This is a genomic window from Streptomyces achromogenes, assembly GCF_030816715.1.
Classification (GTDB): Bacteria; Actinomycetota; Actinomycetes; order Streptomycetales; family Streptomycetaceae; genus Streptomyces; species Streptomyces achromogenes_A.
Genome location: NZ_JAUSYH010000001.1, coordinates 7480838 through 7506753, shown reverse-complemented (window position 1 = coordinate 7506753; position 25916 = coordinate 7480838). Strand labels below are relative to the sequence as shown.

Below are 25916 nucleotides of genomic sequence, written 5' to 3'. Positions count from 1 at the left end.
CCACGAAGTGCGGGGAGGCCCGGGGGCCGGGGGGCGGGACCCACCGGAGGGAAAGCGCTTGCCCTCCGGTGGGGCTACTTAAGGTACGCGAGCCCTGGGTGGACGTCGGTGTAGCCCTCGACCAGCCGTCGGGCCACGTTCACCGAGTCGACCAGCGGATGCAGCGCGAACGCCTTGACGGCCCTCGCCCGGGAGCCGGACCCGGCGGCGGCGAGCACCTCGCGTTCGACGCCCTTCACCGCGCAGACCAGCCCGGTGGCGTGCTCGGGCAGCGGGGCGACGGCCACCGGATGGGCGCCGCCGGAGTCGACGAGGCAGGGCACCTCGATCACGGCGTCGGCGTCCAGCACCGACAGGGCGCCCTGGTTGCGGACGTTGAGGATCAAGGTGGTGCGCTCGTCGCGGGCGATGGCCCGCATCAGGGCGAGGGCGACGTTCTCGTAGCCTCCGGAGAGGTCGTCGGCGTCGCGTTCGCCGGCCCCGGCGCTCTCCCGGTTCTCGGCCATGTAGGTGGCCTCGCGTTCGGCGCGGGTGCGGTCCCAGGCGGCCAGGGCCGCCGCGCCGGGGTCGCGCATCTCCTCGTAGAAGCGGGCCTGCTGGTCGGCGAGGAAGGCGCCGCGGGTCTTCTCGGCCTGCTGGTAGGCGCGGACGGTCTCCCGGTTGAAGTAGTAGTAGTGCAGGTACTCGTTGGGGATCGCGCCGAGGGACTGCAGCCAGTCGACGCCGAAGAGCTTGCCTTCCTCGAAGGAGCCGAGCAGGTCGGGGTCGGCGAGCAGCCGCGGGAGTTCGTCGCGGCCGGCGATCCGCAGGCCGCGGACCCAGCCGAGGTGGTTGAGGCCGACGTAGTCGATCCACGCCTGCTTCGGGTCGGCGCCGAGCACCCGGGCGATACGGCGGCCGAGGCCGACGGGCGAGTCGCAGATGCCGATGACGCGGTCGCCGAGGTGGCGGGACATCGCCTCGGTGACGAGCCCCGCCGGGTTGGTGAAGTTGATGACCCAGGCGTCGGGGGCGAGACGGGCCGCCCGGCGGGCGATGTCGACGGCGACGGGGACGGTCCGCAGACCGTAGGCGATGCCTCCGGCGCCGACCGTCTCCTGGCCGAGGACGCCCTCGGCGAGGGCCACCCGCTCGTCGGCGGCCCGGCCCTCGAGGCCGCCGACGCGGATCGCGGAGAAGACGAAGTCGGCGCCGCGCAAGGCCTCGTCGAGGTCGGTGGTGGCGGTGACCCGGGGGGCGTCGGGCACGGCGGCGGCCTGCTCCGCGAGCACCCGGGCGACCGCCCGCAGCCGGTCGTCGTCCAGGTCGTGCAGGACGACGTCGGTGACGCGCCCCTCGCCGCGGTCCGTCAGGAGCGCGCCGTACACGAGCGGCACCCGGAAGCCGCCGCCGCCCAGAATCGTCAGTTTCACGCCTGCACCTCTCCTGCCAGCACCACCTCGACGCCCGCCTCCTCGAAGGAGGACCGGGTCGCCGGGTCGACCGGCCCGTTCGTCACCACCACGTCCAGGTCCTCGGGACCGCAGACCTTCGCCATGCCCCTGCCCGGGAACTTCGCCGCGTCGGCCAGCAGGACGACCTTGCCGCCGGCCTTGATCATGGCCCGTTTGACCGGCACCTCGACGACCGTCGTGTCCATCACCTGCCCGCCCGGGCGCACTCCGCTGGTGCCGAGGAAGAGCCAGTCGGCGTGCAGCTGGCGCAGGTTGTCCTCGGTGAGGAAACCCACCAGGGAACGGTACTCGCGGCGGACCATGCCGCCGAGGAGCACCAGCTCGATGCCCTCGTCGTCGGCGAGCTCCTCGTAGACCACCAGGTTGCTGGTGATCACCGTGAGTCTGCGGCCGTGCAGCTGCCGGGCCAGCCGGTAGGCGGTGGTGCCGATGTCGAGCAGCACCGTCTGGCCGTCCTCGACCATCGCCGCGGCCCGGGCGGCTATCGCGTCCTTCTCGGCCACCCGCACCTCGGCCACCTCGGCGAGGGGCTGGTCGCCCTGCTCCGCGACGGCCCCGCCGTGCACCCGGGTGAGCAGACCGTCCTCCTCGAGCCTGACCAGGTCGCGCCTGATCGTGGCCGGGCTCACACCCAGCTCCTCGGAGAGATCGGTCACGGCCGCGGGGCCCCCGGCGCGCAGGGCCCGCAGGATGAGTTGATGTCGTCGTTCTGCCAGCACGACGTGAACACTACTCGTCATCTTCAATCAAATCTATGCTCACTTCTGCTGAAGTACTGACCAATCTCGCGGAGGGGCGCACGATTTCGGTCACCGAAATGAAGACTTTTGACGAGAGGATGTGCGGTGGACGACGACCGGCCCGAGGTGCTGCTCACCGGGCTGCTCTTCTACGACCTCGTCCTCACGGGTGGCCTGCTCGATCAGCTGGCCCTGTGCCACGCCTTCCTCCCCAACGAGACCGAGGCGACGGCGTGCACCCGCACCGACAGCGCGGTCGCCGCGCTCGGCACGCTCGCCGAGCTGGTGCCGGTGGCCGTGGTCACCCGGGGCGCGCACGGCGCGATCGCGGTCGACCAGACGACCGGCGAGTACGCGGAGGTCCCCGCCCTGGACGTCGACGTCCTGGACGCGACCGGCGCCGGAGACGTGTTCGGCGCGAGTTTCGTGGCGGCCTCGCTCGGCGGCTGGCCGCTGGCGGAGCGGCTGCGGTTCGCCGTCCTCGCCGCCTCCCTGTCCGTGCGGCACCACGGCGGCGCCCTCGCCGCGCCCGGCTGGTACGGCGTCGACCGCTGGTGGCGCTCGCTCACCGACCAGGGGCTCGCGCGGGCCTACGGCTGAGCTCCTCGACGCCTCCCGCATCGACGGCGCGCACTTCCTGCGCCAGTACTGGCACGTGGCCCTGCCCGTCGTCCGGCCGGGCCTCGCCTTCCTCGGCGTCTTCACCTTCATGGAACGGGCGGCAGACCAAGCCGCTCATCCAGTGCGAGTACTCCCACGCGATGGGCAACAGCAACGGCACGCTGGCCGACCACTGGGCCGCCATCGAGGCCACCCCGGGTCTTCAGGGCGGGTTCATCTGGGAGTTCTGGGACCACGGCATCCTCCAGGGTGTGAACGACGCGAGACCGGTCGGGCGTGGGGGCGCCGGACTCTATGACAACGGTGTCGCCGCGCCCGGCTACCGCTGGGCGTACGGCGGCGACTTCGGCGAGCAGGACCACGACGGCGCGTTCATCGCGGACGGCGTGGTCTTCCCCGACCGCACCCCCAAGCCGGTGATGTCCGAGCACCGGGAACTCGCCGCGCCGGTACGGCTGCACGGCCTGCGGGAGGACGGGGTGGTGGTCGCCAACCACCAGCACTTCCGCACTCTGGAGTGGCTCGCGGGCGAGTGGGAGCTGTCGCTCGCCCACGGCGGCACGCTCACCGCGGCCGCCGAACTGCCCGACCTGCGGCCGGGCGGGTCGGCCGTGCTGCCGCTGCCCTTCGACCTTCCGCCGGACGGCGGCGAGGCATGGCTGACGCTGCGGGTGACGACGGCGCGGGACCTGCCGTGGGCGCCGCGCGGCACCGCGGTGTGCGCGCCGCAGGTACGGCTGCGGACGGCCGGGCCGTTCGGGGCGGCGGCGGGGACCGGCCGGGTCGAGACCGACGCCGCCGGACTCCTCGTCCACCCGCTGCTGCACGCCGCGCCGACGCTGTCGCTGTGGCGGGCGCCCACCGACAACGACGAACTGGGCGGCATGGCGGGGCGCTGGCGGGCGTGGGGCCCGGACTCCCTCGTGCGCAGGCTGGTCTCCGTGCACCAGGACGGCGACGGCGTGACCGTGCTCGCCGAGTACGCGGGCACGGGCGGCGTCGTACGGCACCGGCAGGTGTTCACGCCGGTCGAGGGCGGGCTGCGGATCGACGAACAGGCGGAACTGCCGGAGGAGTTCGACGACGTGCCGCGGGTCGGCTCGGTCTTCGAGACGATCGCGGGACCGGACCTGCTGGAGTGGTTCGGGCAGGGCCCTTGGGAGTCCTACCCCGACCGCTGCTCGGGCGCGCCGGTCGGCCATCACTCGCTCGCCGTCGACGAGGCCTTCACCCCCTACCTGCGTCCGCAGGAGAGCGGCGGCCGGCACGGCGTGCGGCACTTCACGCTCTCGGCGCCGGACGCCACGGGGCTCGCGGTCACGCTGGACGAGCCGCGCCAGGTCTCCGTCACGCGCTACCGCGCCGAGGACCTGACGGCCGTCGCCCACCACGACGAGCTCACCGCGCGCGGGGGCTGCGTCGTGCACGTGGACTCCGCGCACCGCGGCCTCGGCACCGCGTCGTGCGGCCCCGACACCCTCCCCTCCTACCTCGTCCCGGCAGGCGTCCACCGCTGGAGCTGGATCCTGCGCGTCCTGTGAACCCCTCTCCCCGGTAACGGACTTCGCAACGGAGCAGCACGTGTGTACTTCGCATGCCCACATTCAGGAAGAGGCCGTCGCGTCTGCCGGCGCCGGCAGACGCGGCTTTCTGCGGGCCACCGCCGTGCTCGGCGCCGCCGCGACGGCCGGCCTGGCACTGCCGGCCACCGCCGAGGCGGCTCCCGCCCGGTGGCGCCCGGACCCCGACAGCCGCCGTTTCACGCTCGCCGTCATGCCCGACACGCAGTACCTCTTCGACGGGCCGAGCATCGACAGGGCGCCGGTCGAGGCGTCGCTGCGCTATCTGCTGGCGCGGGGCGGGGACGAGAACCTCGTGTTCCTGTCCCACCTGGGGGACCTCACCCAGAACGGCGCGCAGGCGGAAGTCGCCGCGATCGGCGAGGCGTTCGGGCTGCTTGACCGGCGCGGGGTGGGCTACAGCGTGCTGGCCGGCAACCACGACGTGAAGTCGTCGACGACCGACCAGCGCGGCACGACCCCGTACCTGGAGGCCTTCGGCCCGCAGCGCCTCCGGGGGAAGCCCACCTTCGGCGGAGCCTCCCCGGACGGCTACAACACCTTCCACCTGTTCCGCGCGGGCGGCCGGCAGTGGATGGTGCTGGCGCTGGACTGGCGGCTGTCGGAACAGGGGTACGCCTGGGCCGCCGGCGTCCTCGCCCGGCACCCGAGGACGCCGGTCGTGCTGACCACCCACGAGCTGGTCGCCGAGGACGACGCGCTCTCGGCGTACGGGCAGCAGCTGTGGGACCGGCTGATCGAGGACCACGACCAGATCTTCCTCACGCTCAACGGGCACTACTGGCCCGCCGGCCGCGCGACGCGGAAGAACGCCGCCGGACACGACGTCCATCTGCATCTGACGAACTACCAGAACCGGTACTTCGGCGGCGCCGCGATGATCCGCCTGTACCGCTTCGACCTCGACCGGAACGTCATCGACGTGGAGACCGTTTCGCCCTGGATCATGGGGCGGGCGGCGGAGGGGCTGGGCGAACTGGAGCGGCAGGAGCTCGAACTGAGCGGCGACGCCGACCGGTTCACGGTCGGCATCGACTTCGCCGAGCGTTTCGCCGGGTTCGATCCGGTGCCGGCCCGCCCGGCGCGGCCCGTGTCGAAGGTCCTCGTGCCGGGCACGGCGGCGTACTGGCGGTTCGACGGGCACGCCGACGGCTCGGCCGTCTCCGGGACCGTGCGTGACCTGTCCGGGCGCGGCAACGACCTCACGGTCGTCGCGGTCGGCGGCGGCACGCTCGGCTGGTCGTCCGACCACCATCCCGACCAGCCCGGACACGGCAGCCTGGAGTTCCGGGGCTTCAAGTCCCCGCTGAGGGGCGCCTACCTGCGCACGGTCGACGGCGCCCCGCTGAACTCGGCGACCTTCGCACACGGTTACACCGTCGAGGCGTTCTACCGTCTTCCCGCCGACTGGGACCCGGCGCACCACGCCTGGTCGGGGCTGGTCGGCCGGACCGGCACGGGCGGCGCCGCGGGCAAGTCCGCCGACGACCCGGACGAACCGCTCGCCACCCTCTCGCTCTCCAACGACCGGGAACCGCAGTGGGCGACGCGTCCGCTGAACCAGCAGGGCATCGCCACCCACTGGGGCCAGGAGACGCCGCTGGAGACCTGGTGGCACCTCGCGGTCGTCAACGACGGCCGGCACACCACGCTGTACGTCGAGGGCTGCCCCGTGGTCCGCAACCCGAAGGCCGCGGCCGTCGGCATCGCCTCCGTCGGGCTGCCCTGGCTGCTCGGCGGCTACACGTACGCCGGACAGATCGACCAGATCCTGCACGGCCGCCTCGGCGACGTGCGCATCGTCGAGCGGGCGCTGCCCGTGACCTCCTTCCTGAACCACTGAGACCTCATGGACGTTGCGATGACCGAGCAGCAACTGCCCGACTGGGCCGACCCGTCCGTCTCCTCCGCCGCGCTCGACCCCCAGGGCGTGTCCCGGCGTCAGCTCCTGCGCCGTGCCGGCCTGTTCGGCGCCGCGTTCACGCTGGGCGGCGCGACCACGCCCGCCCTCGCCGGTCCGGCCGCGGCCGACGAGAGGGGCTGCGGCGGCGAGGACCCGCGGCTCGCCTACCTGGTCGGCGACCACCACGTGCACTCCGTGTACAGCCACGACGCGAAGTACACGTTCTCCCAGCAGGCGCGGGCCGCCGCCCGGTACGGCCTGGACTGGATGGTGTTCAACGAGCACTCCAACTTCGGGCACGCCCGCTACGGCGCCGCGCTGGAGCACCGGGAGATCGTCAAGGCCCGCGCCGCGAACCCGCGCCGGCTGATCTTTCAGGGATTGGAGTGGTACATCCCGGCCGCCGAGCACTGCACGGTGTTCGCCGCGCCCGGCCCGCACGAGGTCGACCTGCTCACCCGGTTCGAGCTGGCCTACGACGGCAAGCTGCTGGGGTACGACAAGGGCGGTGCCGCCGACGCGGACACCGCCCGCAACGAGGCGCACGCGGTGAAGGCGCTGAAGTGGCTGGCCGAGCAGCGTCGCACCGGCTACGTCGACGACGTCCTCGTGCTCGCCAACCACCCGCTGCGCCTGGGCATCGACTCCCCGCACGAGCTGCGCGGCTGGCGCGACGCGGCCCCCGACATCATGATCGGCATGGAGGGCGCGCCCGGCGCCCAGGGCGCGGCGCTCCCCGGCCTGCGCGGCGTCACGTCGATCCGCGGCGAGTACGAGAACAAGCCGTCGGCGCAGTCCTGGGCGGGTTACCCGGCGGACGCGTACCTCACGTACGGCGGCTTCGACTGGGCGACCGCGACCGTGGGCGGTCTGTGGGACTCGATGCTGGCCGAGGGCCGGCTGTTCACGATCACCACCAACTCCGACAACCACCGGACCGTCTTCGACACCTGGAAGAACGGCGACTGGCCGGCCGGGCAGACCTTCGACGACACCGGCAGGCTGCCGGGCCCGGTGCACACCGACGCCCCACAGCCGGGCAGCGACTTCTGGCCGGGCCAGTTCAGCCGCACCCATGTGGGCGTCACCGGCTACGGCTACCGCGCGGTGATGACGGGCCTGCGGAAGGGCCGCGTCTGGCTGGACCACGGGCATCTGCTGGACGGGCTCGAGGTGCGGCTGCGGCGCGAGCACGGCGGCGGCCGGGGCGTCACCCTCGGCGGACGGCTGCGGGTGCGCCGGGGCGAGAAGCTCACCCTGGACATCACGGTGACCACCGCCTCCCGCCCCAACCCGCAAGGGGTCCTGCCGGAGTTGGCGCACGTGGACGTGATCCGCGGCGCGGTGCGCGGTCCGGTGGCCGACCGGGACTCCTGGCGGGCGCCCGACACCAGGGTGGTGTGTTCCACCGACGTGAGCGGCCGCAAGGGCACGTACACCCTGTGCGTCCCACTCCCGGTGGGCGACGAGTCCTTCTACGTCCGGCTGCGCGGCAGCGACGGCAACCGGGGCGGAACCGGTTACCTGGGCGCTTCGGTGGACCCGCGGGGTCCGGTCCCGCACGAGCCGGGCAACGGCGACCCGTGGGCGGACACCTGGTTCTACTCGAACCCGGTCTTCGTGGACGTCGCGAGCTGAGGCGCCCCGGAAGGGGTGCGGGGAACCGCGCGGCCGGCCACCACCGGTCCGCGGTTCCCCGGCTCACCTCACCCCCGCGGTGCTCGGGGCACAGCCCTCATCCGTAGAACCGCGAGAGGCTCTGCAGCACGGCCGCGGGCTTCGTGCCGCCCTCGATCTCGATCGCCCCGTCGACGGTGATCTGCACACCGCCCGGGACGTCCTCGACGTCGGTCAGTTTGCCGACGAGACGGATCCGCGAGCCGACCTTGACCGGCGAGGGGAAACGGACCTTGTTCAGGCCGTAGTTGACCTTGGTCGTGACGCCCTGGACGTCGAGCAGCTCGGTGAAGAGGGGGATGAAGAGGGACAGGGTCAGGTAACCGTGGGCGATCGGCGCTCCGAAGGGTCCTGCCGCGGCCTTCTCCGGGTCCACGTGGATCCACTGGTGGTCGCCGGTCGCGTCGGCGAACGTGTCGATGCGCTCCTGGGTGACCTCGATCCACTCGCTGGTGCCCAGGTCGCTGCCGGACAGCTTCCTCAGCTCGTCCAGACCGTTGACGATGATGCTCATATACCGTTCCTCACAAGGGAGTTGCTCTGGGCGGAGTTGTTCAGGAGTCGGTGCCGAACCGGGAGCGCACCCGGGCTTTGAGGAGCTTGCCGGAGGCGGTGCGCGGCAGTTCGTCGGCGACCACCACCGACTTGGGGATCTTGTACTTGGCGAGCCGGCCCGCCAGCGAGGCCAGCACCTGGTCGGGGTCGAGCCGGACGCCCTCGCGGGATACGACGACCGCGCGGGGCACCTCGCCCCACTTGTCGTCCGCGACCCCGATGACCGCGCACTCCACGATGTCGGGGTGGGCCAGCAGCAGGTCCTCGATCTCGGCGGGGTAGATGTTCTCCCCGCCCGAGATGATCATGTCCTTGATGCGGTCGACGATGTGCACGTATCCGTCCTCGTCGACCCGGGCGGCGTCCCCGCTGCGGAACCAGCCGTCGGCGAAGGCCGCGGCCGTCTCCTCGGGCAGCCCCCAGTAGCCGGGCATGACGTGCGGACCGCGGACCACGACCTCGCCGGTCTCGCCGGTCTCGACGGGGGCCAGGTCCGGCCCTACGACCCGCACGTCGCTGAAGAAGTGCGGGACGCCCGCCGAGCCGGCCTTGCTGACGGCGTGCTCGGCGTCCAGGAAGAGCGTGCCGGGCGAGGCCTCGGTCATGCCGTAGCCCTGCAGGAAGGTCAGGCCGCGTTCCTGGTAGGCCGCGATGAGCGGGGAGGGCACCGGGGAGCCGCCGCAGGTCAGGATGCGCAGCGAGGACAGGTCGGCGGCGGCCCAGCGCGGATGCCGGGCGACCTGGTCGAACATGGTCGGCACCCCGAACATGAACGTGATCCGGTGCTGCTCGATCAGGCCGAGGGTGGCCTCCGGGTCGAAGGCCTCGACGAGGACGCAGCAGCCGCCCTTGAGGAGCACCGGCAGGGTCAGCATGTTCAGTCCGGCCGTGTGGAACAGCGGCGCGGAGACGAGGGCGCGTTCGTCGGCGATCAGGTCCGTGTCGACGAGGACGTTGATCGCGTTCCAGGTGAGGTTGCCGTGGGTGAGCATCGCCCCCTTGGGGCGGCCGGTGGTCCCCGAGGTGTACATGATGATGCAGGTGTCGTCGGGGGCGACCGGTGTGTCGATCGGCTCGTCGGGCGCCGAGCCGAGCGCCTCCTCGTACTCGGCCCCGACCTCCAGGTACGTCCGGACGTCCGTGTGCCCGGGCAGTCCGGCGACGAGGCCCGCGTGCGAAGGCCCGTAGATGAGGGCCTTGGCTCCGGAGTCGGCGAGCTGGTAGGCGATCTCGGGCCCGGCGAGGCGGGTGTTCAGGGGGACGAACACCGCGCCGAGGACGCCGGCGGCGAACAGGGCCTCCAGGTAGGAGGGGTGGTTCGGGCCGAGGTAGGCGATGCGGTCGCCGCGATGCACGCCCCGGGCGCGCAGCGCGTGCGCCAGGCGCGTGGTGCGGGTGTGCAGGGTGCGGTAGTCCGTCGGCAGGCCGTCGTGGACCAGGGCGGTGCGGTGCGGGGTCTTGCGGGCCCGGCGGGCGGGCCAGGACCCCAGTCCCTCGTTGCGCATTGTCCACGCCCCTTACGGTGTGGTCAGCCCGAGCAGACGGGCGGCGTTCTCCTTGAGGATCTTCGGCTTCACCTCGTCCTTGATCGTCAGCTTGTCGAAGTCGGCGAGCCAGCGGTCGGGAGTGAGGACGGGGAAGTCGGAGCCGAAGAGGACCTTGTCCTTCAGCAGCGTGTTGGCGTACTGCACGAGCTGCGGCGGGAAGTACTTCGGCGACCAGCCGGACAGGTCGATGTGCACGCCCGGCTTGTGGGTGGCGACCGCCAGGGCCTCGTCCTGCCAGGGGAACGACGGGTGCGCCAGGATGATCTTGAGGTGCGGGAAGTCGGCGGCGACGTCGTCCACGTGCAGCGGGTTGGAGTACTTGAGCCTGATCCCGCCGCCGCCCGGGACTCCGGCGCCGATGCCCGTCTGGCCGGTGTGGAACAGGGCGATGGTCCCCGTCTCCTCGATCACCTCGAACAGGTCGTACGCCACCGAGCGGTCGTTGGGGAAGAAGCCCTGGATGCTGGGGTGGAACTTGAAGCCCTTGACCCCGTACTCCTCCACCAGACGGCGGGCCTGCTTCACGCCCGCCTTCCCCCGGAAGGGGTCGATGGAGGCGAACGGGATGAGGACGTCGGCGTTGGCGGCGGCGGCCTCGGCGACCTCCTCGTTGGGCACCGGCGCCGTGCCGGTCGCGGACTCGGCGTCCACCGTGAAGATCACGGCGGCCATTCTGCGCTCACGGTAGTAGCGGGCCGTCTCCTCCAGTGTCGGCTTCCGCTTGCCCTCGACCTTGAAGTAGGCGGAGGACGCGTCGTGCAGGTCGTCGTCCAGGGAGGAGTGCCCCTTGGACGACACCTCGGCATGGGTGTGGACGTCGATGGCGACCAGTTCGTCGACGTTCATGGCGGGGGTCGCGGCGGGACTCATCACGCCTCCGGGAACGTGGGGGCCGGGATGCCGACCGACTCGAGTGCGGCGCCGACCGAGGTCGGGAAGACGTCGGCCAGTGTCTCGGGCGTCCAGCCGCCGTCGGCGTAGGCCGTGCGGATCTCCTGCGGATGCGACCAGAGTGCCACCTTGTCGCCGCCGATGCCGATGGCCTGGCCGGTGACGCCCCGGGCGGCCTCCGAGGCCAGGAAGGGCACGAGCGCCGCGCAGTCCTCGGGGGTGCCGAAGCCCTCGCCCTTGCGCAGGAAGTCCGGGAACGGCTCGCCGTTCTTCAGGGCCTCGACGTACGGGGCGAAGGCGGGGATGGTCTCGGTCATCGCGGTGGCGGCCACCGGGACGATCGCGTTGACGGTGATGTTCGCGCGGCCCAGCTCCATCGACCAGGTCCGGGCGAACGCGGCGATGCCCGCCTTGGCGGCCGCATAGTTCGTCTGGCCGAAGTTGCCGCGCTGGCCGGCCGGGGAGCCGACGAGGATCAGCGTGCCGCCCTCGCCCTGCTCGCGCATCCGCACCGCGGCGGCGCGGGCGCAGGTGAAGGTGCCCTTGAGGTGGGTGGCGATCACCGCGTCGAAGTCGTCGTCGGTCATCTTCCACAGGACCTTGTCCCGCAGGATGCCCGCGTTGGTGACCAGGACGTCGAGCCGTCCGAACTCCTCCACGGCCCGGTTCACCAGCCGCTCGGCCGCCTCGGTCGTACCGACCGGGACCACCTCGGCGACGGCCCTGCCGCCCGCCTCGACGAGGGACTTCACGGCCTGCTCGGCGACCGCCTCGTCGACGTCGTTGACGACGACGGCCGCGCCGTGGGCGACCAGGGCGTGCGCGTAGGCGAGGCCGAGGCCCCGGCCGCTGCCGGTGACGACGGCGACCTTGCCGGTGAGATCGATGCTGGGCACGACGGTGTCCCTTCACATGGGGGGTGCGGCTTCTATATCGAAGCTAAGAGCAATAATTGTTGTCGTCAATAGTTGTTGTCATCCTGTACGTGCGGCATGCTGAAATCTGTACGACGAACCGCCCCGGGAGGGGACCGAGACCACCGAGACCAGGGAGCCCGCCATCGCCCGCCAGCACAACGCAGTGAACGCCGCCCCGATCGACGGCGACGAGCCGTGGATGCGCGCGTTGCACGCCGACACGGGCTACCTGCTCTACCGCCTGGGGCTGCGCTCGGGCCAGCTCTTCAACACGTTCCTCCAGGAGTCGGGGCTGCGGCTGCGCCACTACGCGGTGCTGCGTTTCCTCGCCACCTCCGAGGGCGCGCTCCAGCGCGAGCTGAGCACCCGGCTGGGATACGACCCCAGCGCGATCGTCGGCCTCGTCGACGACCTGGAGAAGCTGGGCTTCGCCGAGCGCAGGCCGTCCCCCGACGACCGGCGCAGCAGGATCGTCGTCCTGACCGAGGACGGCCGCGCGTTCCTGCGCGGCACCGACGAGGCGGGCCTGCGGGTGACGAACGAGCTGCTCGGCCCGCTCGCCCCGGCCGAACGCGACGCGCTGCACGCCCTGCTGCTGCGGATCGCCGAGGACGGACTCGCCTGACGCGGTGAGCCCTCCCCCAGGAGCCGCCGCGCCTGCGGACCGGACCGCCCCGTCAGCCCGACGCCGTGAGGAGGACCCGATGGACCGGCCGGCTCTCGCCGCCAGCGCCCGATCCGCGAACGCCCGCTCCGCGCCCGACCGCCTGCTGGCCGTGCTGGCGGCGTTCGACCACACGCATCCCGCGCTGTCCCTCAGCGACATCAGCCGCCGCGCCGGCCTCACGCTCAGCACCGCCCACCGGCTGGTCGCCGCGCTGACCGACTGGGGCGCACTGGAGCGCGACGGGTCCGGGACGTACCACGTGGGGCTGCGGCTGTGGGAGGTCGCGGCGCTCGCGCCGCGCGGCCTGGCTCTGCGGCAGGTGGCCCTGCCGTATCTGGAGGACCTGTACGAAGCCACGCACGAGAACGTGCAGTTGGCTGTGCGGGACGGCCACGAGGTCGTCTACACCGAGTGGCTGTCCGGCCGGTCTGCGGTCGGCGTGCACATCCGGGTGGGCGCCCGCTGGCCCCTGCACGTCACCGGCGTCGGGCTCGTACTGCTGGCACACGGCGTCCCGGAACTCCAGGAGGCCTACTGCGCAAGGCCGTTGACGTCCTACACGGCCCACACCATCACCGATCCCGTGCGGTTGCGCAGGATGCTGGCCGAAGTGCGGCGCACGGGCGTCGCGGTGAGCAGCCGTCAGGTCACGGACGACGCCCTGTCGGTGGCCGCTCCGGTGCGCGGCCCGGACGGCGCCGTGACCGCCGCCGTCTCGGTCGTGGTCCCGCACGCACACGCCCAGGTCCCGGTACTGGCCCCCGCCGTCCGCCTCGCCGCCCGCGGCATCTCCCGAGCCCTGGGCTGGCAACCCCAGGGCCGCCAGGACTGATCCGACCCGCAAGACCACCGACACCACCTCACCGACCGCACACGCGAGGAAACCGGTTGGCACGGTCACCGTCTCCCGACGAGAATGCGCGACCATGATCGAGACCGGTCCACTCGGCCCTGAGGACCGCGCCGCCTGGGAAACACTGGCGCGCGGCTACAAGACGTTCTACCGAACCGAGGTGCCCGCCGAGGCGTACGAGGCGACGTGGCGACGCCTGCGGGACGGGACCGAGGTGCGCGCGGTCGCCGCCCGGGCGGAGGGAAGCCTGGTGGGCATCGCGCACTACCTGTTCCACTCCACGGCCTGGACGGCGGACAGCTGCTACCTCCAGGACCTCTACGTGGACGAGGCGGCCCGCGGCCGGGGCGTGGCGCGCGCACTGATCGAACGGGTGGCCGGCGCGGCGCGCGAGCGGGGCGCCGCCCGGCTGTACTGGACCACCCAGGAGGGCAACGCCACCGCCCGCGCCCTGTACGACAAGGTGGCGGGCTTCCACGGGTTCATCCGTTATGACTACCCGCTCGCGTAGGACCTCACGGATCAGGGGCGCGCCGCACGCCGTCGGGGCCCGCGTCGACAACTTGGTTTCGGACAGCGCGCTTTCACGCGTTTGCGCGGTACACACCCTGAACTTCCGCGGCGTGAAAGGAGTTTCTTCGCTTTAAGTCTTGACGGTCCTCGGGGCGGAGAGCACATTGGGCGCACTTTGAGAGCGCTCTCAAAGGTTGGGAAAGGCACCCGCGCCATCACTCCGTACCCGAGAGGCCCCCCTCATGAGTGCATCCTCCGGCATCCCCCGACGGCGACGCGCGCTCATCGCCGTGCTCAGCACGCTCGGTCTGGCGGCGGCCGCCGCCGCAGCCGTCACCCTGCCCGCGAACGCCTCCGCGCCCACGCCGCCGTCCGGGTGGACGCAGGTCTTCCTCGACGACTTCAACGGCGCCGCCGGCACCGGCGTCAACACCTCCAACTGGCAGTACAGCACAGGCACTTCGTATCCCGGCGGACCCGCCAACTGGGGTACGGGCGAGGTCGAGACGATGACCGACAGCACGGCCAACGTCTCGCTCGACGGCAACGGCAACCTGCGCATCACCCCGCTGCGCGACTCCGCCGGCCGCTGGACCTCGGGCCGCATCGAGACCAACCGCACCGACTTCCAGCCCCCGTCCGGCGGCAAACTGCGCGTCGAGGCGCGGATCCAGATGCCGAACGTGACCGGCACCGCCGCCGAGGGCTACTGGCCCGCGTTCTGGGCGCTGGGTGCACCGTACCGGGGCAACTACCAGAACTGGCCGGGCGTCGGCGAGCTGGACATCATGGAGAACGTCCAGGGCCTGAACAAGGTGTGGGCGACGATGCACTGCGGCACCAACCCGGGCGGCCCGTGCAACGAGACGACCGGCATCGGCAACTCCGTCGCGTGTCCGAACACGACGTGCCAGTCCGGCTTCCACACCTACAGCATGGAGTGGGACCGCTCGGTGAGTCCCGAGGCGATCCGCTTCTACGTCGACGGCGTGAACTACCACACCGTCACCGCGAACCAGGTCGACGCGACGACGTGGACCAACGCCACGAACCACGGCTACTTCGTCATTCTGAACGTGGCGATGGGCGGGGCGTTCCCCGATGCCTTCGGCGGCGGCCTGGACGGCGGCACCCAGCCGGGCCGTCCGATGGTGGTCGACTACGTGCAGGTGCTGCAGGCCGCGGGCACCGGCGGCGGCACCACGACGCCCCCGCCGTCCGGCAGCCGGGACGCCTACGGCACGATCCAGGCCGAGTCGTACGACAGCCAGTCGGGCACGATCACCGAGTCCACCTCGGACACCGGCGGCGGGCAGAACATCGGCTCCCTCGCCCATGGCGACTGGGCGCTGTACAAGGGCGTGAAGTTCGGCTCGTCCGCCGCGACCCAGTTCCGCGCACGGGTCGCCGGCGGTGCGGCGGGCGGCGTCAGCGGACTGGTCGAGGTGCGGCTCGACAGCCGCAGCGCCACCCCGGTCGGCAGCTTCGCGGTGGCCGACACCGGCGGCTGGCAGAGCTGGCGGACGATCCCCGCGAACATCAGCTCCGTCACCGGCACCCACGACGTCTACCTGACCTTCACGAGCGGCCAGCCGGCGGACTTCGTGAACGTCAACTGGTTCACCTTCGGCCACTGACCGACGGCTCGACCACGCCGGGGGCCGGCCTCCCACCGAGGCCTGCCCCCGGCCTCGTCTTGCACAGGTGCGCACGCCCCGCGCACGCCGCACGCGCGCCCCTGTGCAGACCCCCGCGCAGGCCCCCGCCGCCGTCAGCCCTGGTCGGCGCGGAAGGCCACCGGGGTCTGGCCGGTGTGCAGTTGGAAGTACTTGGAGAAGTTCGCCGGGTCGGGGAAGCCGACCGCCGCGCCCACCCGGCCGATCGGCAGGTCCGTGTGGGCCAGCAGCCGTTTCGCCTCCAGGACGACCCGCTTGTCGATGAACCCCTTGGGCGTCTCGCCGGTGGCCGCGCGGACCGCCCGCACCAGGGTGCGCCGTGAGTAGCCGAGGGAGTCGGCGTAGGCGCTGACGCTGTGGTTGGCGGCGAACTCCTTCTCCACCGCGTCCCTGAACAACGTGAACGTCGTGTCCGCCTGACGCCGTGTCGCCTCCGCGCCGCTCGCCGCCAGATGCGCCAGGCGCAGCAGGAACGCCGTCAGCGAGTGCCGCAGCACCGCCGTGTGCAGGCTCAGCGGCAGGGTGCCCGCGGCCCCGTCGTCGTACTCCCCTCGCAGGTAGGTCAGCGCCGCGCGCAGCCCGGCGAGTTGCGCCTTGCTCGGATGCAGCAACGGCGGCAGGTCGTAGCGGTAGAGGCCGGTCGCCTCGACGGTGGCGCGCGGCAGGAATCCGGGCTGCATGGTCAGGGCGGTTCCGCGGTACTCGCTCGACGTCGAGAAGCGGTGGACCTGGCCGGGGCGGATCCACAGCACGTCGCCCGCCGCCGCCTCGTACCGGGTGAAGTCGATCATGTGGCGGACGGGACCGGCGTCGAACAGCATCACGACGTGGAAGTCGATGCGGTGCACGCGGTCCGGCGGGGCATCCGTGTGCCAGGAGCGGCCGTCGTGCGCGGGACCCATCGGGCCCACCTGCATGCCGACGCCGCCGACGCTGTGCTCGACCGGGAAGGGAAAGGTTCTGATGCCGTCTCCGGCGCCGCCTTGGGTAGGTGTGTCCGCCATGTCCTGCTCGCGCCGCCCAGTTGCCGGCCCGGGGTGCTCATCTGTCGCCCGCGGGTGTCCCACTTTCACCACAGCCTGACACAGGGAGACCTACCCGCCGAAAAGTCAGACTTTTAAGTTTGAACACGTCAGAGCCGCTGACCCGCTCCCGTCGAGGATTTCTTGAAGATGAGCACGCAGACGCCGAACGACTTCACCTGGACCGACACCGACCGGCGTGCGGTCGACACCGCCCGACTGCTGGCGGCCGACGCCGTGCAGCAGGTGGGCAACGGGCATCCCGGAACGGCCATGAGTCTGGCCCCGGTCGCCTACACGATCTTTCAGAAGGTGATGCGGCACGATCCGGCCGATCCGGAGTGGACCGGGCGCGACCGCTTCGTGCTGTCCCCGGGACACACCTCGCTGACCCTCTACACCCAGCTCTTCCTCGCCGGCTACGAGCTGGAGCTGGCGGACCTGAAGCGCTTCCGCACGCACGGCTCGAAGACGCCCGGACACCCCGAGTACGGGCACACCGCCGGCGTCGAGACGACGACCGGGCCTCTCGGCCAGGGTGTCGCCAACGCCGTGGGCATGGCGATGGCCGCGCGCTACGAGCGCGGTCTGTTCGACCCCGACGCCCCGCGGGGCGAGTCCCCCTTCGACCACACGATCTGGGGCATCGTCTCCGACGGCGACCTTCAGGAGGGCGTCTCGGCCGAGGCCTCCTCGCTGGCCGGCCACCAGAAGCTCGGCAACCTCGTCCTCGTCTACGACGACAACCACATCTCCATCGAGGGCGACACCGCCACCGCGTTCTCCGAGGACGTGCTGGGGCGGTACGCCGCCTACGGCTGGCACACCCAGCGCGTCGAGCCGGCCGGGGACGGCGACGTCGACGTCCCCGCGCTCCACGCGGCCCTGCGGGCGGCGCGGGCCGAGACCGGCCGCCCGTCGATCATCTCGCTGCGCACGATCATCGCCTGGCCCGCGCCGAACGCCCGCGACACCGGGGCGGCGCACGGCTCGGCGCTCGGCGCGGACGAGGTCGCCGCCACCAAGCGCGTGCTGGGCTTCGACCCGGAGAAGTCCTTCGAGGTCGAGGAGAAGGTCCTCGCGCACACCCGCGCCGCTCTCGACCGGGGTGCGCGGGACCACGCCGCCTGGGACGGGCGGCTCGCCGGGTGGCGGGCCGCGAACCCCGCGCGGGCGGCCCTGTTCGACCGGGTCGTCGCGGGCCGCCTCCCCGACGGCTGGGAGGACGCGCTTCCGGTGTTCGAGCCCGGCGGGTCGCTCGCCACCCGCGCCGCGTCCGGCAAGGTGCTCCAGGCGCTCGGCCCGGTGCTGCCCGAGCTGTGGGGCGGCTCCGCCGACCTCGCCGGCTCCAACAACACCACCATCGACAAGACGTCGTCGTTCCTTCCCGAGGGCAGCCCGCTGCCCGAGGCGAGCCCGTACGGACGGACCGTCCACTTCGGCATCCGCGAGTTCGCGATGGCCGCGACGATGAACGGGATCGCACTGCACGGCGACACCCGCGTCTACGGCGGCACCTTCCTGGTGTTCTCCGACTACATGCGCAACGCCGTCCGCATGTCGGCGCTGATGCAGCTGCCGGTGACGTACGTGTGGACGCACGACTCCGTCGGCCTCGGCGAGGACGGCCCCACCCACCAGCCGGTCGAGCACCTCGCGTCGCTGCGCGCGATCCCCGGCCTGAACGTGGTCCGCCCGGCCGACGCCAACGAGACCGCGATCGTCTGGGCCGAGATCCTGCGGCGGCACGCCACCCGTCCCGCTCCGCACGGCCTCGTCCTGTCCCGCCAGGGCCTGCCGACGTATGCGCCGAACCCGGACGCGGCCAAGGGCGGCTACGTGCTCCGGGACTCCTCCTCGGACGTCCCCGACGTGGTGCTCGTCGCCACCGGCTCGGAGGTGCGGCTGGCCGTCGACGCGCGCGAGGCGCTGCGGGCCGAGGGGATCGACGCCCGGGTCGTGTCGATGCCGTCCGTGGAGTGGTTCGAGGAGCAGCCGCGGGCCTACCGCGACCAGGTGCTTGCGCCGTCCGTGCGGGCCCGGGTCGCCGTCGAGGCGGGCATCGGCCTGCCCTGGCACCGGTTCGTGGGCGACGCCGGGCGCATCGTCTCCCTCGAGCACTTCGGCGCCTCCGCCGACGCCGGGACCCTGTTCGCCGAGTACGGCTTCACCGCCGAGAACGTCGCCGCCGCGGCCCGGGAATCCGTGGCCGCCGCCCGCGGTTGACCGCAACGCCAGAAAGAAGATGATCACAGTGACCGAAGCGACCGCGACAGCGGGAGCACTCAGGCACCTGTCCGAGGAGGGCGTCCGCGCCCGGCCGGACGGCCTGCCCCGGCGGCGGATCGCGTCCGGCGGCCGCTGGAGCGCGGCGGCCGGAGCCAGGACCGGGGCCGCGGCTGAGGCTGAGGCCGGGAAGGGCCGGCGGCGTCCGCTGGGGGCGTCCACCGGTGTGAAGCATCCTGCTTACAGGGACACGCCGTACGGGGACGACCCGGTGGCTCCGGGCACCGCCGACGGCAGGCCCGAGGCCATGCCGGAAACCGCCGCCGGCCACGGCGCGCACCCCGGCGGCACCGTCCCCTGGGGTCCCGCCGGGTCGGCCGCCGGCCTCGCCTCGGTGCAGGCGCCGGGCATCTCCGCCGACGAGATGGTCACCCGGTTGGCGGACGAGGGCGTCGCCGAGTTCGAGGCGGCGTGGCAGGACCTTCTGGACGCGGTCGCGAAGTCGCCGACGATCAAGGGAGTTGACGCGGAATGAGCAGCAGCAGTCTCGGCGCGGCCTGGGAGAACCCCCTGAGGGACCCCCGCGACCGGCGCCTGCCCCGCATCGCGGGCCCGTCCGGCCTCGTCATCTTCGGGGTGACGGGCGACCTGTCCCGCAAGAAGCTGATGCCGGCGGTGTACGACCTCGCCAACCGCGGGCTGCTCCCGCCGGGCTTCTCGCTCGTCGGATTCGCCCGCCGTGACTGGGAGGACGAGGACTTCGCGCAGATCGTCCACGACGCGGTGCGCGAGCACTCCCGCACGCCGTTCCGCGAGGAGGTCTGGCAGCAGCTCGCCGAGGGCATGCGGTTCATCCCCGGCGACTTCGACGACGACACGGCGTTCAAGCAGCTCAAGACAGCCGTGGAGGAGCTGGACGCCTCCCGGGGCACCGGCGGCAACTTCGCCTTCTACCTGTCCGTGCCGCCGAAGTTCTTCCCCAAGGTCGTCGAGCAGCTCAAGAAGCACGGGCTGGCGAAGGCGCCGGAGGGCTCCTGGCGGCGCGCGGTCATCGAGAAGCCGTTCGGACGCGACCTGGTGAGCGCCCAGCAGCTCAACGCGGTGGTGCACGACGTGTTCGAACCCGACCAGGTCTTCCGCATCGACCACTACCTGGGCAAGGAGACCGTCCAGAACATCCTGGCGCTCCGCTTCGCGAACACGATGTTCGAGCCGATCTGGAACCGGTCCTTCGTGGACCATGTGCAGATCACCATGGCCGAGGACATCGGCATCGGCGGCCGGGCCGGCTACTACGACGGCATCGGCTCGGCCCGTGACGTCATCCAGAACCACCTGCTCCAGCTGATGGCGCTGACCGCCATGGAGGAGCCGGCCTCCTTCGACGCCGCCTCGCTGCTCACCGAGAAGCTCAAGGTGCTGCGGTCCGTGAAGCTGCCGGACGACCTGGGCCGGCACACCGTGCGGGCCCAGTACGCGGGCGCCTGGCAGGGCGGTGAGAAGGTGCGCGGCTACCTCGAGGAGGACGGCATCGACCCGTCGTCCACGACGGACACCTTCGCCGCCGTGAAGCTGAACGTCGACAACCGCCGCTGGGCGGGCGTCCCGTTCTACCTGCGCACCGGCAAGCGGCTCGGCCGGCGGGTGACCGAGATCGCGGTCGTCTTCCAGCGGGCCCCGCACTCCCCCTTCGACTCCGCGGCCACCGAGGAGCTGGGCGCGAACGCCATCGTCATCCGGGTCCAGCCGGACGAGGGGATCACGGTCCGCTTCGGCTCCAAGGTGCCCGGCACCTCCATGGAGATCCGGGACGTCACGATGGACTTCGCCTACGGCGAGTCCTTCACCGAGTCCAGTCCCGAGGCGTACGAGCGCCTCATCCTGGACGTGCTGCTCGGCGACGCCAACCTGTTCCCGCGCCACCAGGAAGTGGAAGAGTCCTGGAAGATCCTCGACCCGATCGAGGAGTACTGGGCACGGCACGGCAGGCCCGCGCAGTACCCCTCGGGCAGCTGGGGCCCCGAGGAAGCCGACGAGATGCTCGCACGAGACGGACGGAGCTGGCGCAGGCCATGAAGATCGACCTGACCGACACCACTGCAAGCAAGATCAACAAGGCGCTGGTGAAGGGCCGCCGCGCCATCGGCACACCGGCCGTGGGCATGGTCCTGACGATGGTCATCGTCACGGACGAGGAGAACGCCTACGACGCCATCAAGGCGGCCGAAGAGGCCTCGCACGAGCATCCCTCGCGCACCCTCGTCGTCATCAAGCGGCACGCCCGCACCCCGCGCGAGCGCACCCGGTCCCGGCTGGACGCCGAGGTCCGCGTCGGCTCCGAGGCCGGCACCGGCGAGACGGTCGTGCTGCGGACCTACGGCGAGGTCTCCGACCACGCCGACTCCGTCGTCCTGCCGCTGCTGCTGCCGGACGCGCCGGTCGTCGTGTGGTGGCCCGTCGACGCGCCGCAGAACCCGTCGAAGGACCCGTTGGGCGCGCTGGCCCAGCGCAGGATCACCGACCTGTACGCCGTCGAGAACCCGCTGCGGGCCCTGGAGACGCGGGTGCGCTCCTACGCCCCCGGCGACACCGACCTCGCCTGGACCCGCCTCACCCCGTGGCGCTCGATGCTGGCGGCGGCCCTGGACCAGGCCCGGGTGCCGATCGTCTCGGGCGCCGTCGAGGCCGAGGCGGACAACCCCGCCGCGGAGCTGCTGGCCCGCTGGCTGGAGGCGCGGCTGAAGGTCACGATCGACCGCGTCGTCACCGACGGGCCGGTCGTCACTGCCGTGCGGCTGGGCACCGCGGACGGTGACATCGTCATCGACCGCCCCGAGGGCCCGCTGGCCACGCTCACCCTGCCCGGCCAGCCCTCGCGCACCCTCGCACTGAAGGTCCGCACCACCTCCGAACTCATCGCCGAGGAGCTCAGGCGCCTCGACGCGGACGAGATGTACGCCATCGCCCTGCGAGGCGAGGGCACCGAGGAGACCCCTGCTCATGTCTGACACCCCCCGCCCCGACCTGCGGCCCGAGTGGACCGCCCTCCAGGACCACCGCGCCGGATGGGAGGCGAGTCTGCGGGACCTGTTCGCCGCCGACCCGCAGCGCGCCGAGCGGTACGTGGTGCGCGTCGGCGATCTGCGCATCGACTACTCCAAGCACCTCGTCACCGACGAGACGCTCGCGCGTCTGCGTGAACTCGCCTCCGCCACCGACGTGTTCGGGCTGCGGGACGCCATGTTCCGCGGCGAGCGGATCAACCTCACCGAGGACCGCGCGGTGCTGCACACCGCCCTGCGCGCCCCGCGCGACGCGGTGATCGAGGTCGACGGGGAGAACGTCGTCCCCGCCGTGCACGCCGTCCTCGACAAGATGGCCGGCTTCGCCGAGCGGGTGCGCTCCGGAGAGTGGACCGGCCACACCGGCCGGCGCATCCGCAACGTCGTCAACATCGGCATCGGCGGCTCCGACCTGGGCCCGGCGATGGCCTACGAGGCGCTGCGGCCCTACACCGCACGCGAGTTGACGTTCCGGTTCGTGTCCAACGTGGACGGCGCAGACCTGCACGAGGCGGTCCGCGACCTGGACCCGGCGGAGACGCTGTTCATCGTCGCGTCGAAGACCTTCACCACCATCGAGACGATCACCAACGCCACCTCGGCCCGCTCCTGGCTCCTCGACGGGCTGGGCGGCGACGAGAAGGCGGTCGCCCAGCACTTCGTCGCCCTGTCGACGAACGCCGGGAAGGTCGCCGGCTTCGGCATCGACACGGCCAACATGTTCGAGTTCTGGGACTGGGTCGGCGGCCGCTACTCCTTCGACTCGGCGATCGGCCTCTCCCTCATGATCGCCATCGGCCCGGACCGCTTCCGGGAGCTGCTCGACGGGTTCAGGATCGTCGACGACCACTTCCGCACCGCGCCCGCCGAGTCCAACGCCCCGCTGATCCTGGGCCTGCTGGGCATCTGGTACGGCAACTTCCACGACGCCCAGTCGCACGCCGTGCTGCCGTACAGCCACTACCTGTCGAAGTTCACCGACTATCTCCAGCAGCTGGACATGGAGTCCAACGGCAAGTCGGTGGACCGCGAGGGCCGGCCCGTGCGGTGGCAGACCGGGCCGGTGGTGTGGGGCACGCCCGGCACCAACGGGCAGCACGCCTACTACCAGTTGATCCACCAGGGCACGAAGCTCATCCCGGCCGACTTCATCGGCTTCGCCCGGCCGGTCGACGAGCTCAGCGGCGAACTCGCCTCCCAACACGACCTGTTGATGGCGAACTTCTTCGCGCAGACGCAGGCGCTGGCCTTCGGCAAGACGCCCGAGGAGGTCCGCGCGGAAGGAGTGCCGGAGGAACTGGTCGCCCACAAGACGTTCCAGGGCGACCACCCCACGACCACGATCCTCGCGACCGGACTGACCCCGTCGGTGCTCGGTCAGCTCATCGCCCTCTACGAGCACAAGGTGTTCGTGCAGGGCGCGGTGTGGAACATCGACTCCTTCGACCAGTGGGGCGTGGAGCTCGGCAAGGTCCTCGCCAAGCGCGTCGAGCCCGCCCTCACCGAGGGGGCCGAGGTCCCCGGTCTCGACTCCTCCACCACCGCACTCGTCGCCGCCTACCGCGCACTCAGGAAGTAGAGAACTGACATGACATCGATGCAGCTGGGCCTGGTCGGTCTGGGCAAGATGGGCGGCAACATGCGCGAGCGCATCCGCCGCGCCGGCCACACCGTCGTCGGCTACGACCGCAACCCCGAGGTCTCCGACGTCAAGGACCTGGCCGAACTCGTCGGCAGGCTCGAGGCGCCGCGCACCGTGTGGGTGATGGTCCCGGCCGGCGCGGCCACCCAGTCCGTGGTCGACGAACTCGGCGACCTGCTCGAGCCCGGCGACACCGTCGTCGACGGCGGCAACTCCCGCTGGACGGACGACGAGAAGCACGCCGCCGAACTCGGCGCCAAGGGCATCGGCTTCGTCGACGCGGGCGTCTCCGGGGGCGTCTGGGGCCTGCAGAACGGCTACGCCCTGATGGTCGGCGGCGACGCCGAGCACATCGCCCGCGTGCAGCCGGTCTTCGACGCGCTGAAGCCGGACGGCCCGTACGGCTACGTCCACGCGGGCAAGGTCGGCGCCGGGCACTTCTCGAAGATGGTCCACAACGGCATCGAGTACGCCATGATGCAGGCCTACGCCGAGGGCTGGGAGCTGCTGGAGAAGGTCGACTCCGTGGAGAACGTGCGCGAGGTCTTCCGCTCCTGGCAGGAGGGCACGGTCATCCGGTCCTGGCTGCTGGACCTGGCCGTCAACGCCCTCGACGAGGACACCCACCTGGACAAGCTGCGCGGTTACGCCGAGGACTCCGGCGAGGGCCGGTGGACGGTCGAGGCCGCCATCGACAACGCCGTGCCGCTGCCCGCGATCACGGCCTCGCTGTTCGCGCGGTTCGCCTCCCGGCAGGACGACTCGCCGCAGATGAAGATGATCGCCGCGCTGCGCAACCAGTTCGGCGGCCACGCCGTCGAGTCGGCGGAGAAGTAGGTCCGGCCGTGGGGGACCTCCTGCTGGTCCGCCACGGGGAGACGGAGTGGAGCAGGTCGGGACGGCACACCAGCCGGACCGACCTGCCCCTCACCCCGCACGGCGAGGACCAGGCAAAGTCACTCGTCCCGCTGCTCTCCGGCCGGACCTTCTCGCTCGCTCTGACCAGCCCGCTGCACCGCGCGACGCGCACCGCGGAACTCGCCGGCGTCCCCGGCGTCGCATCCGAGCCCGACCTGCACGAGTGGGACTACGGCGGCTACGAGGGCGTCACCACCGTCGACATCCACCGCACCCGTCCCACCTGGGACCTGTGGACGGACGGCGTGCCGCCCGGTCCGCAGGGCCACCCCGGCGAGTCACCCGACGAGGTCGGACGGCGCGCCGACCGGGTGCTGGAGCGGGTGGTGCCGGCGCTCGCCCGCGGGGACGTCGTCCTCGTCGCCCACTCCCACTTCCTGCGGGTGCTGACGGCCCGCCGGCTCGGCCTGCCGCCCGCCGAGGGGCGGTTGTTCCAGCTCGCCACGGCCACGGTCAGCCGTCTGTCGACGGAACACGGGCGACCCGTGATCGCCGAATGGAACCTACGGGCATAGGCGGTTGACACCGCTCACGAGGGCCCGCCGGAGTCGCGGCTGATGAGATCGACGCACTGACACCGGCCGAACGACGAGTCTGGCGGGCCTTCGCCACGGGGCGACCGTGGACTTCCGCGTCGGGGTCGAGGAGAGCGGCCACCAACCCCGCCTGCGGGCGACGGTGTTGCGGGCGCTGCTCCCCAACGGCCCCCGGGGAAACGGGGGAGACAGCCGCCCTCGCGGACGGCCGGATCGATCTGCGCGGCGCCCGCGCGGTCACGCGTTGGACCATCCGCGGCGGCACAGCACCAGCCGGTACCCGTCGGGGTCCTCGACGGTCACTCCCCACTCGTTCCAGTACGGGTTGGGCGACCGCACCTGCCTGCCGCCGCCTTGTTCCAACCGGGCCACCAGGTCGTCCGGGACGGGCCCGTCGACGTAGATCACCAGAAGGTCCTCCTCCGTCGGCCGGGGTTCCACCGGGCGGCCGGGCTCGTGCACCAGCTCCAGGTGCCAGCCGGCGTCGGGCCAGCCGAGCATCAGCAGCGCGTGCTCGCCGGGCCCGTCGCCGCCCTCGGCCCGCCACAGGACACGCAGGCCGAGCCCTTCCGCCCAGAACCGCTCCGCCGCGGCGAGATCGCGGGAGGGGCGGGCTACACGAAGGTGGCTGCGGCCGTCGACGGGCATCTCGGCTTCTCCTCATCAGGGGGCGACGGACGTGTGTCCGCCCTCGCAGCGTAGGCGCGCGCGACCCCTGGGACATCGGCCGTCGGACCTGCGCCCGCAGGCCTACGACCTGGCCGGACACGGGCGGGGGCGGACGCCGGCCGACCCGGACTCGCGCCTGGCCGGACGGGGGCCGGCGCAGGCCGGGCGCAGGCCGGGCGCAGGCCGGGCGCAGGCCGGGCGCAGGCCGGGCGCAGGCCGGGCGCAGGCCGGGCGCAGGCCGGGCGCA

The 25916-nt window shown here is 72.1% G+C and carries 21 protein-coding genes and 3 pseudogenes; 16 read left to right on the top strand and 8 right to left on the bottom strand.

The features are described 5' to 3' along the window. Positions 1-74 precede the first annotated feature (74 nt). On the bottom strand, positions 75-1412 hold the full coding sequence (locus QF032_RS33570) for a 6-phospho-beta-glucosidase (RefSeq protein ID WP_307047665.1): 1338 nt from the start codon (positions 1410-1412) through the stop codon (positions 75-77). Next, the gene (locus tag QF032_RS33565) at positions 1409-2173 is read right to left on the bottom strand and encodes a DeoR/GlpR family DNA-binding transcription regulator (RefSeq protein WP_307050427.1); all 765 of its coding nucleotides are present in this window, start codon (positions 2171-2173) and stop codon (positions 1409-1411) included. Before QF032_RS33565 ends, QF032_RS33570 begins: the two co-directional genes overlap by 4 nt. A gap of 195 nt (positions 2174-2368) precedes the next feature. Here QF032_RS33565 and QF032_RS33560 point away from each other — a divergent pair. The 5 genes and pseudogenes from QF032_RS33560 to QF032_RS33540 form a co-directional block, all read left to right on the top strand. After that, a pseudogene (locus tag QF032_RS33560) lies at positions 2369-2791 on the top strand (PfkB family carbohydrate kinase); the annotation flags it as partial. Position 2792: 1 nt separating this feature from the next. Beyond that, a pseudogene (locus tag QF032_RS33555) lies at positions 2793-2927 on the top strand (carbohydrate ABC transporter permease); the annotation flags it as partial. Next, positions 2908-4356, top strand: a pseudogene (locus tag QF032_RS33550) (glycoside hydrolase family 2 TIM barrel-domain containing protein); the annotation flags it as partial. The pseudogenes QF032_RS33555 and QF032_RS33550, both read left to right, overlap by 20 nt. A 40-nt stretch (positions 4357-4396) precedes the next feature. Beyond that, positions 4397-6238: a LamG-like jellyroll fold domain-containing protein gene (locus QF032_RS33545; RefSeq protein ID WP_307058988.1), complete on the top strand. Its 1842-nt coding sequence runs from the start codon at positions 4397-4399 to the stop codon at positions 6236-6238. 18 nt (positions 6239-6256) lie between these two features. Next, positions 6257-7936, top strand: a complete 1680-nt coding sequence (locus tag QF032_RS33540) for a histidinol-phosphatase (RefSeq protein ID WP_307058986.1) — start codon at positions 6257-6259, stop codon at positions 7934-7936. Positions 7937-8033: 97 nt separating this feature from the next. Here the strand turns inward: QF032_RS33540 and QF032_RS33535 are convergent, their stop codons facing one another. The 4 genes from QF032_RS33535 to QF032_RS33520 are packed head-to-tail and all read right to left on the bottom strand — an operon-like array spanning position 8034 to position 11864. Beyond that, the gene (locus tag QF032_RS33535; protein ID WP_307047659.1) at positions 8034-8489 is read right to left on the bottom strand and encodes a MaoC family dehydratase; all 456 of its coding nucleotides are present in this window, start codon (positions 8487-8489) and stop codon (positions 8034-8036) included. A gap of 40 nt (positions 8490-8529) precedes the next feature. Continuing rightward, on the bottom strand, positions 8530-10035 hold the full coding sequence (locus QF032_RS33530) for an acyl-CoA synthetase (protein WP_307058984.1): 1506 nt from the start codon (positions 10033-10035) through the stop codon (positions 8530-8532). 12 nt (positions 10036-10047) lie between these two features. Then, the gene (locus tag QF032_RS33525) at positions 10048-10923 is read right to left on the bottom strand and encodes an amidohydrolase family protein (RefSeq protein ID WP_306955850.1); all 876 of its coding nucleotides are present in this window, start codon (positions 10921-10923) and stop codon (positions 10048-10050) included. Positions 10924-10946: 23 nt separating this feature from the next. After that, complete coding sequence (locus QF032_RS33520; protein ID WP_307047657.1) at positions 10947-11864, bottom strand: SDR family NAD(P)-dependent oxidoreductase; 918 nt, start codon at positions 11862-11864, stop codon at positions 10947-10949. Between the two features lie 220 nt (positions 11865-12084). Here QF032_RS33520 and QF032_RS33515 point away from each other — a divergent pair, with 220 nt between their 5' ends. From QF032_RS33515 to QF032_RS33500, 4 genes are all read left to right on the top strand, one after another. Next, entirely contained in the window at positions 12085-12510 is a 426-nt protein-coding gene (locus QF032_RS33515) for a MarR family winged helix-turn-helix transcriptional regulator (RefSeq protein WP_306955851.1), read from the top strand. 79 nt (positions 12511-12589) lie between these two features. Continuing rightward, positions 12590-13384, top strand: coding sequence for an IclR family transcriptional regulator (locus tag QF032_RS33510; protein ID WP_307047655.1), 795 nt, complete (start codon positions 12590-12592; stop codon positions 13382-13384). A 94-nt stretch (positions 13385-13478) separates the two neighbouring features. Continuing rightward, positions 13479-13916, top strand: a complete 438-nt coding sequence (locus QF032_RS33505) for a GNAT family N-acetyltransferase (RefSeq protein ID WP_307047653.1) — start codon at positions 13479-13481, stop codon at positions 13914-13916. Positions 13917-14160: 244 nt separating this feature from the next. Further along, positions 14161-15555 (top strand): glycoside hydrolase family 16 protein, encoded by a 1395-nt coding sequence (locus QF032_RS33500; protein ID WP_307058982.1) that lies wholly within the window; start codon positions 14161-14163, stop codon positions 15553-15555. Between the two features lie 134 nt (positions 15556-15689). Here QF032_RS33500 and QF032_RS33495 read toward each other — a convergent pair whose 3' ends face one another. Next, positions 15690-16598 carry a helix-turn-helix domain-containing protein gene (locus tag QF032_RS33495; RefSeq protein ID WP_307047650.1) on the bottom strand — a complete coding sequence of 303 codons (909 nt, stop codon included), beginning with the start codon at positions 16596-16598 and terminating at the stop codon, positions 15690-15692. A gap of 168 nt (positions 16599-16766) precedes the next feature. Here QF032_RS33495 and tkt point away from each other — a divergent pair, with 168 nt between their 5' ends. The 7 genes from tkt to QF032_RS33460 are packed head-to-tail and all read left to right on the top strand — an operon-like array spanning position 16767 to position 24979. Beyond that, a complete protein-coding gene (gene tkt, locus QF032_RS33490; protein WP_306947432.1) occupies positions 16767-18842 on the top strand; it encodes a transketolase in 2076 nt (691 codons plus the stop codon). A 28-nt stretch (positions 18843-18870) separates the two neighbouring features. Beyond that, a complete protein-coding gene (locus QF032_RS33485) occupies positions 18871-19377 on the top strand; it encodes a hypothetical protein (RefSeq protein WP_307047648.1) in 507 nt (168 codons plus the stop codon). After that, positions 19374-20918 carry a glucose-6-phosphate dehydrogenase gene (gene zwf / locus QF032_RS33480; RefSeq protein WP_307047646.1) on the top strand — a complete coding sequence of 515 codons (1545 nt, stop codon included), beginning with the start codon at positions 19374-19376 and terminating at the stop codon, positions 20916-20918. Before QF032_RS33485 ends, zwf begins: the two co-directional genes overlap by 4 nt. Then, the gene (gene opcA, locus QF032_RS33475; RefSeq protein WP_306947438.1) at positions 20915-21850 is read left to right on the top strand and encodes a glucose-6-phosphate dehydrogenase assembly protein OpcA; all 936 of its coding nucleotides are present in this window, start codon (positions 20915-20917) and stop codon (positions 21848-21850) included. The genes zwf and opcA overlap by 4 nt, the downstream gene beginning before the upstream one ends. Further along, positions 21843-23483 (top strand): glucose-6-phosphate isomerase, encoded by a 1641-nt coding sequence (gene pgi / locus QF032_RS33470; protein WP_307058980.1) that lies wholly within the window; start codon positions 21843-21845, stop codon positions 23481-23483. Before opcA ends, pgi begins: the two co-directional genes overlap by 8 nt. An 18-nt stretch (positions 23484-23501) precedes the next feature. Continuing rightward, positions 23502-24383 carry a phosphogluconate dehydrogenase (NAD(+)-dependent, decarboxylating) gene (gene gnd / locus QF032_RS33465; RefSeq protein WP_307050425.1) on the top strand — a complete coding sequence of 294 codons (882 nt, stop codon included), beginning with the start codon at positions 23502-23504 and terminating at the stop codon, positions 24381-24383. Positions 24384-24391: 8 nt separating this feature from the next. Further along, positions 24392-24979 (top strand): histidine phosphatase family protein, encoded by a 588-nt coding sequence (locus tag QF032_RS33460; RefSeq protein ID WP_307047642.1) that lies wholly within the window; start codon positions 24392-24394, stop codon positions 24977-24979. 258 nt (positions 24980-25237) lie between these two features. Here the strand turns inward: QF032_RS33460 and QF032_RS33455 are convergent, their stop codons facing one another. Further along, on the bottom strand, positions 25238-25648 hold the full coding sequence (locus QF032_RS33455; RefSeq protein ID WP_307047640.1) for a VOC family protein: 411 nt from the start codon (positions 25646-25648) through the stop codon (positions 25238-25240). Positions 25649-25916: the final 268 nt, after the last annotated feature.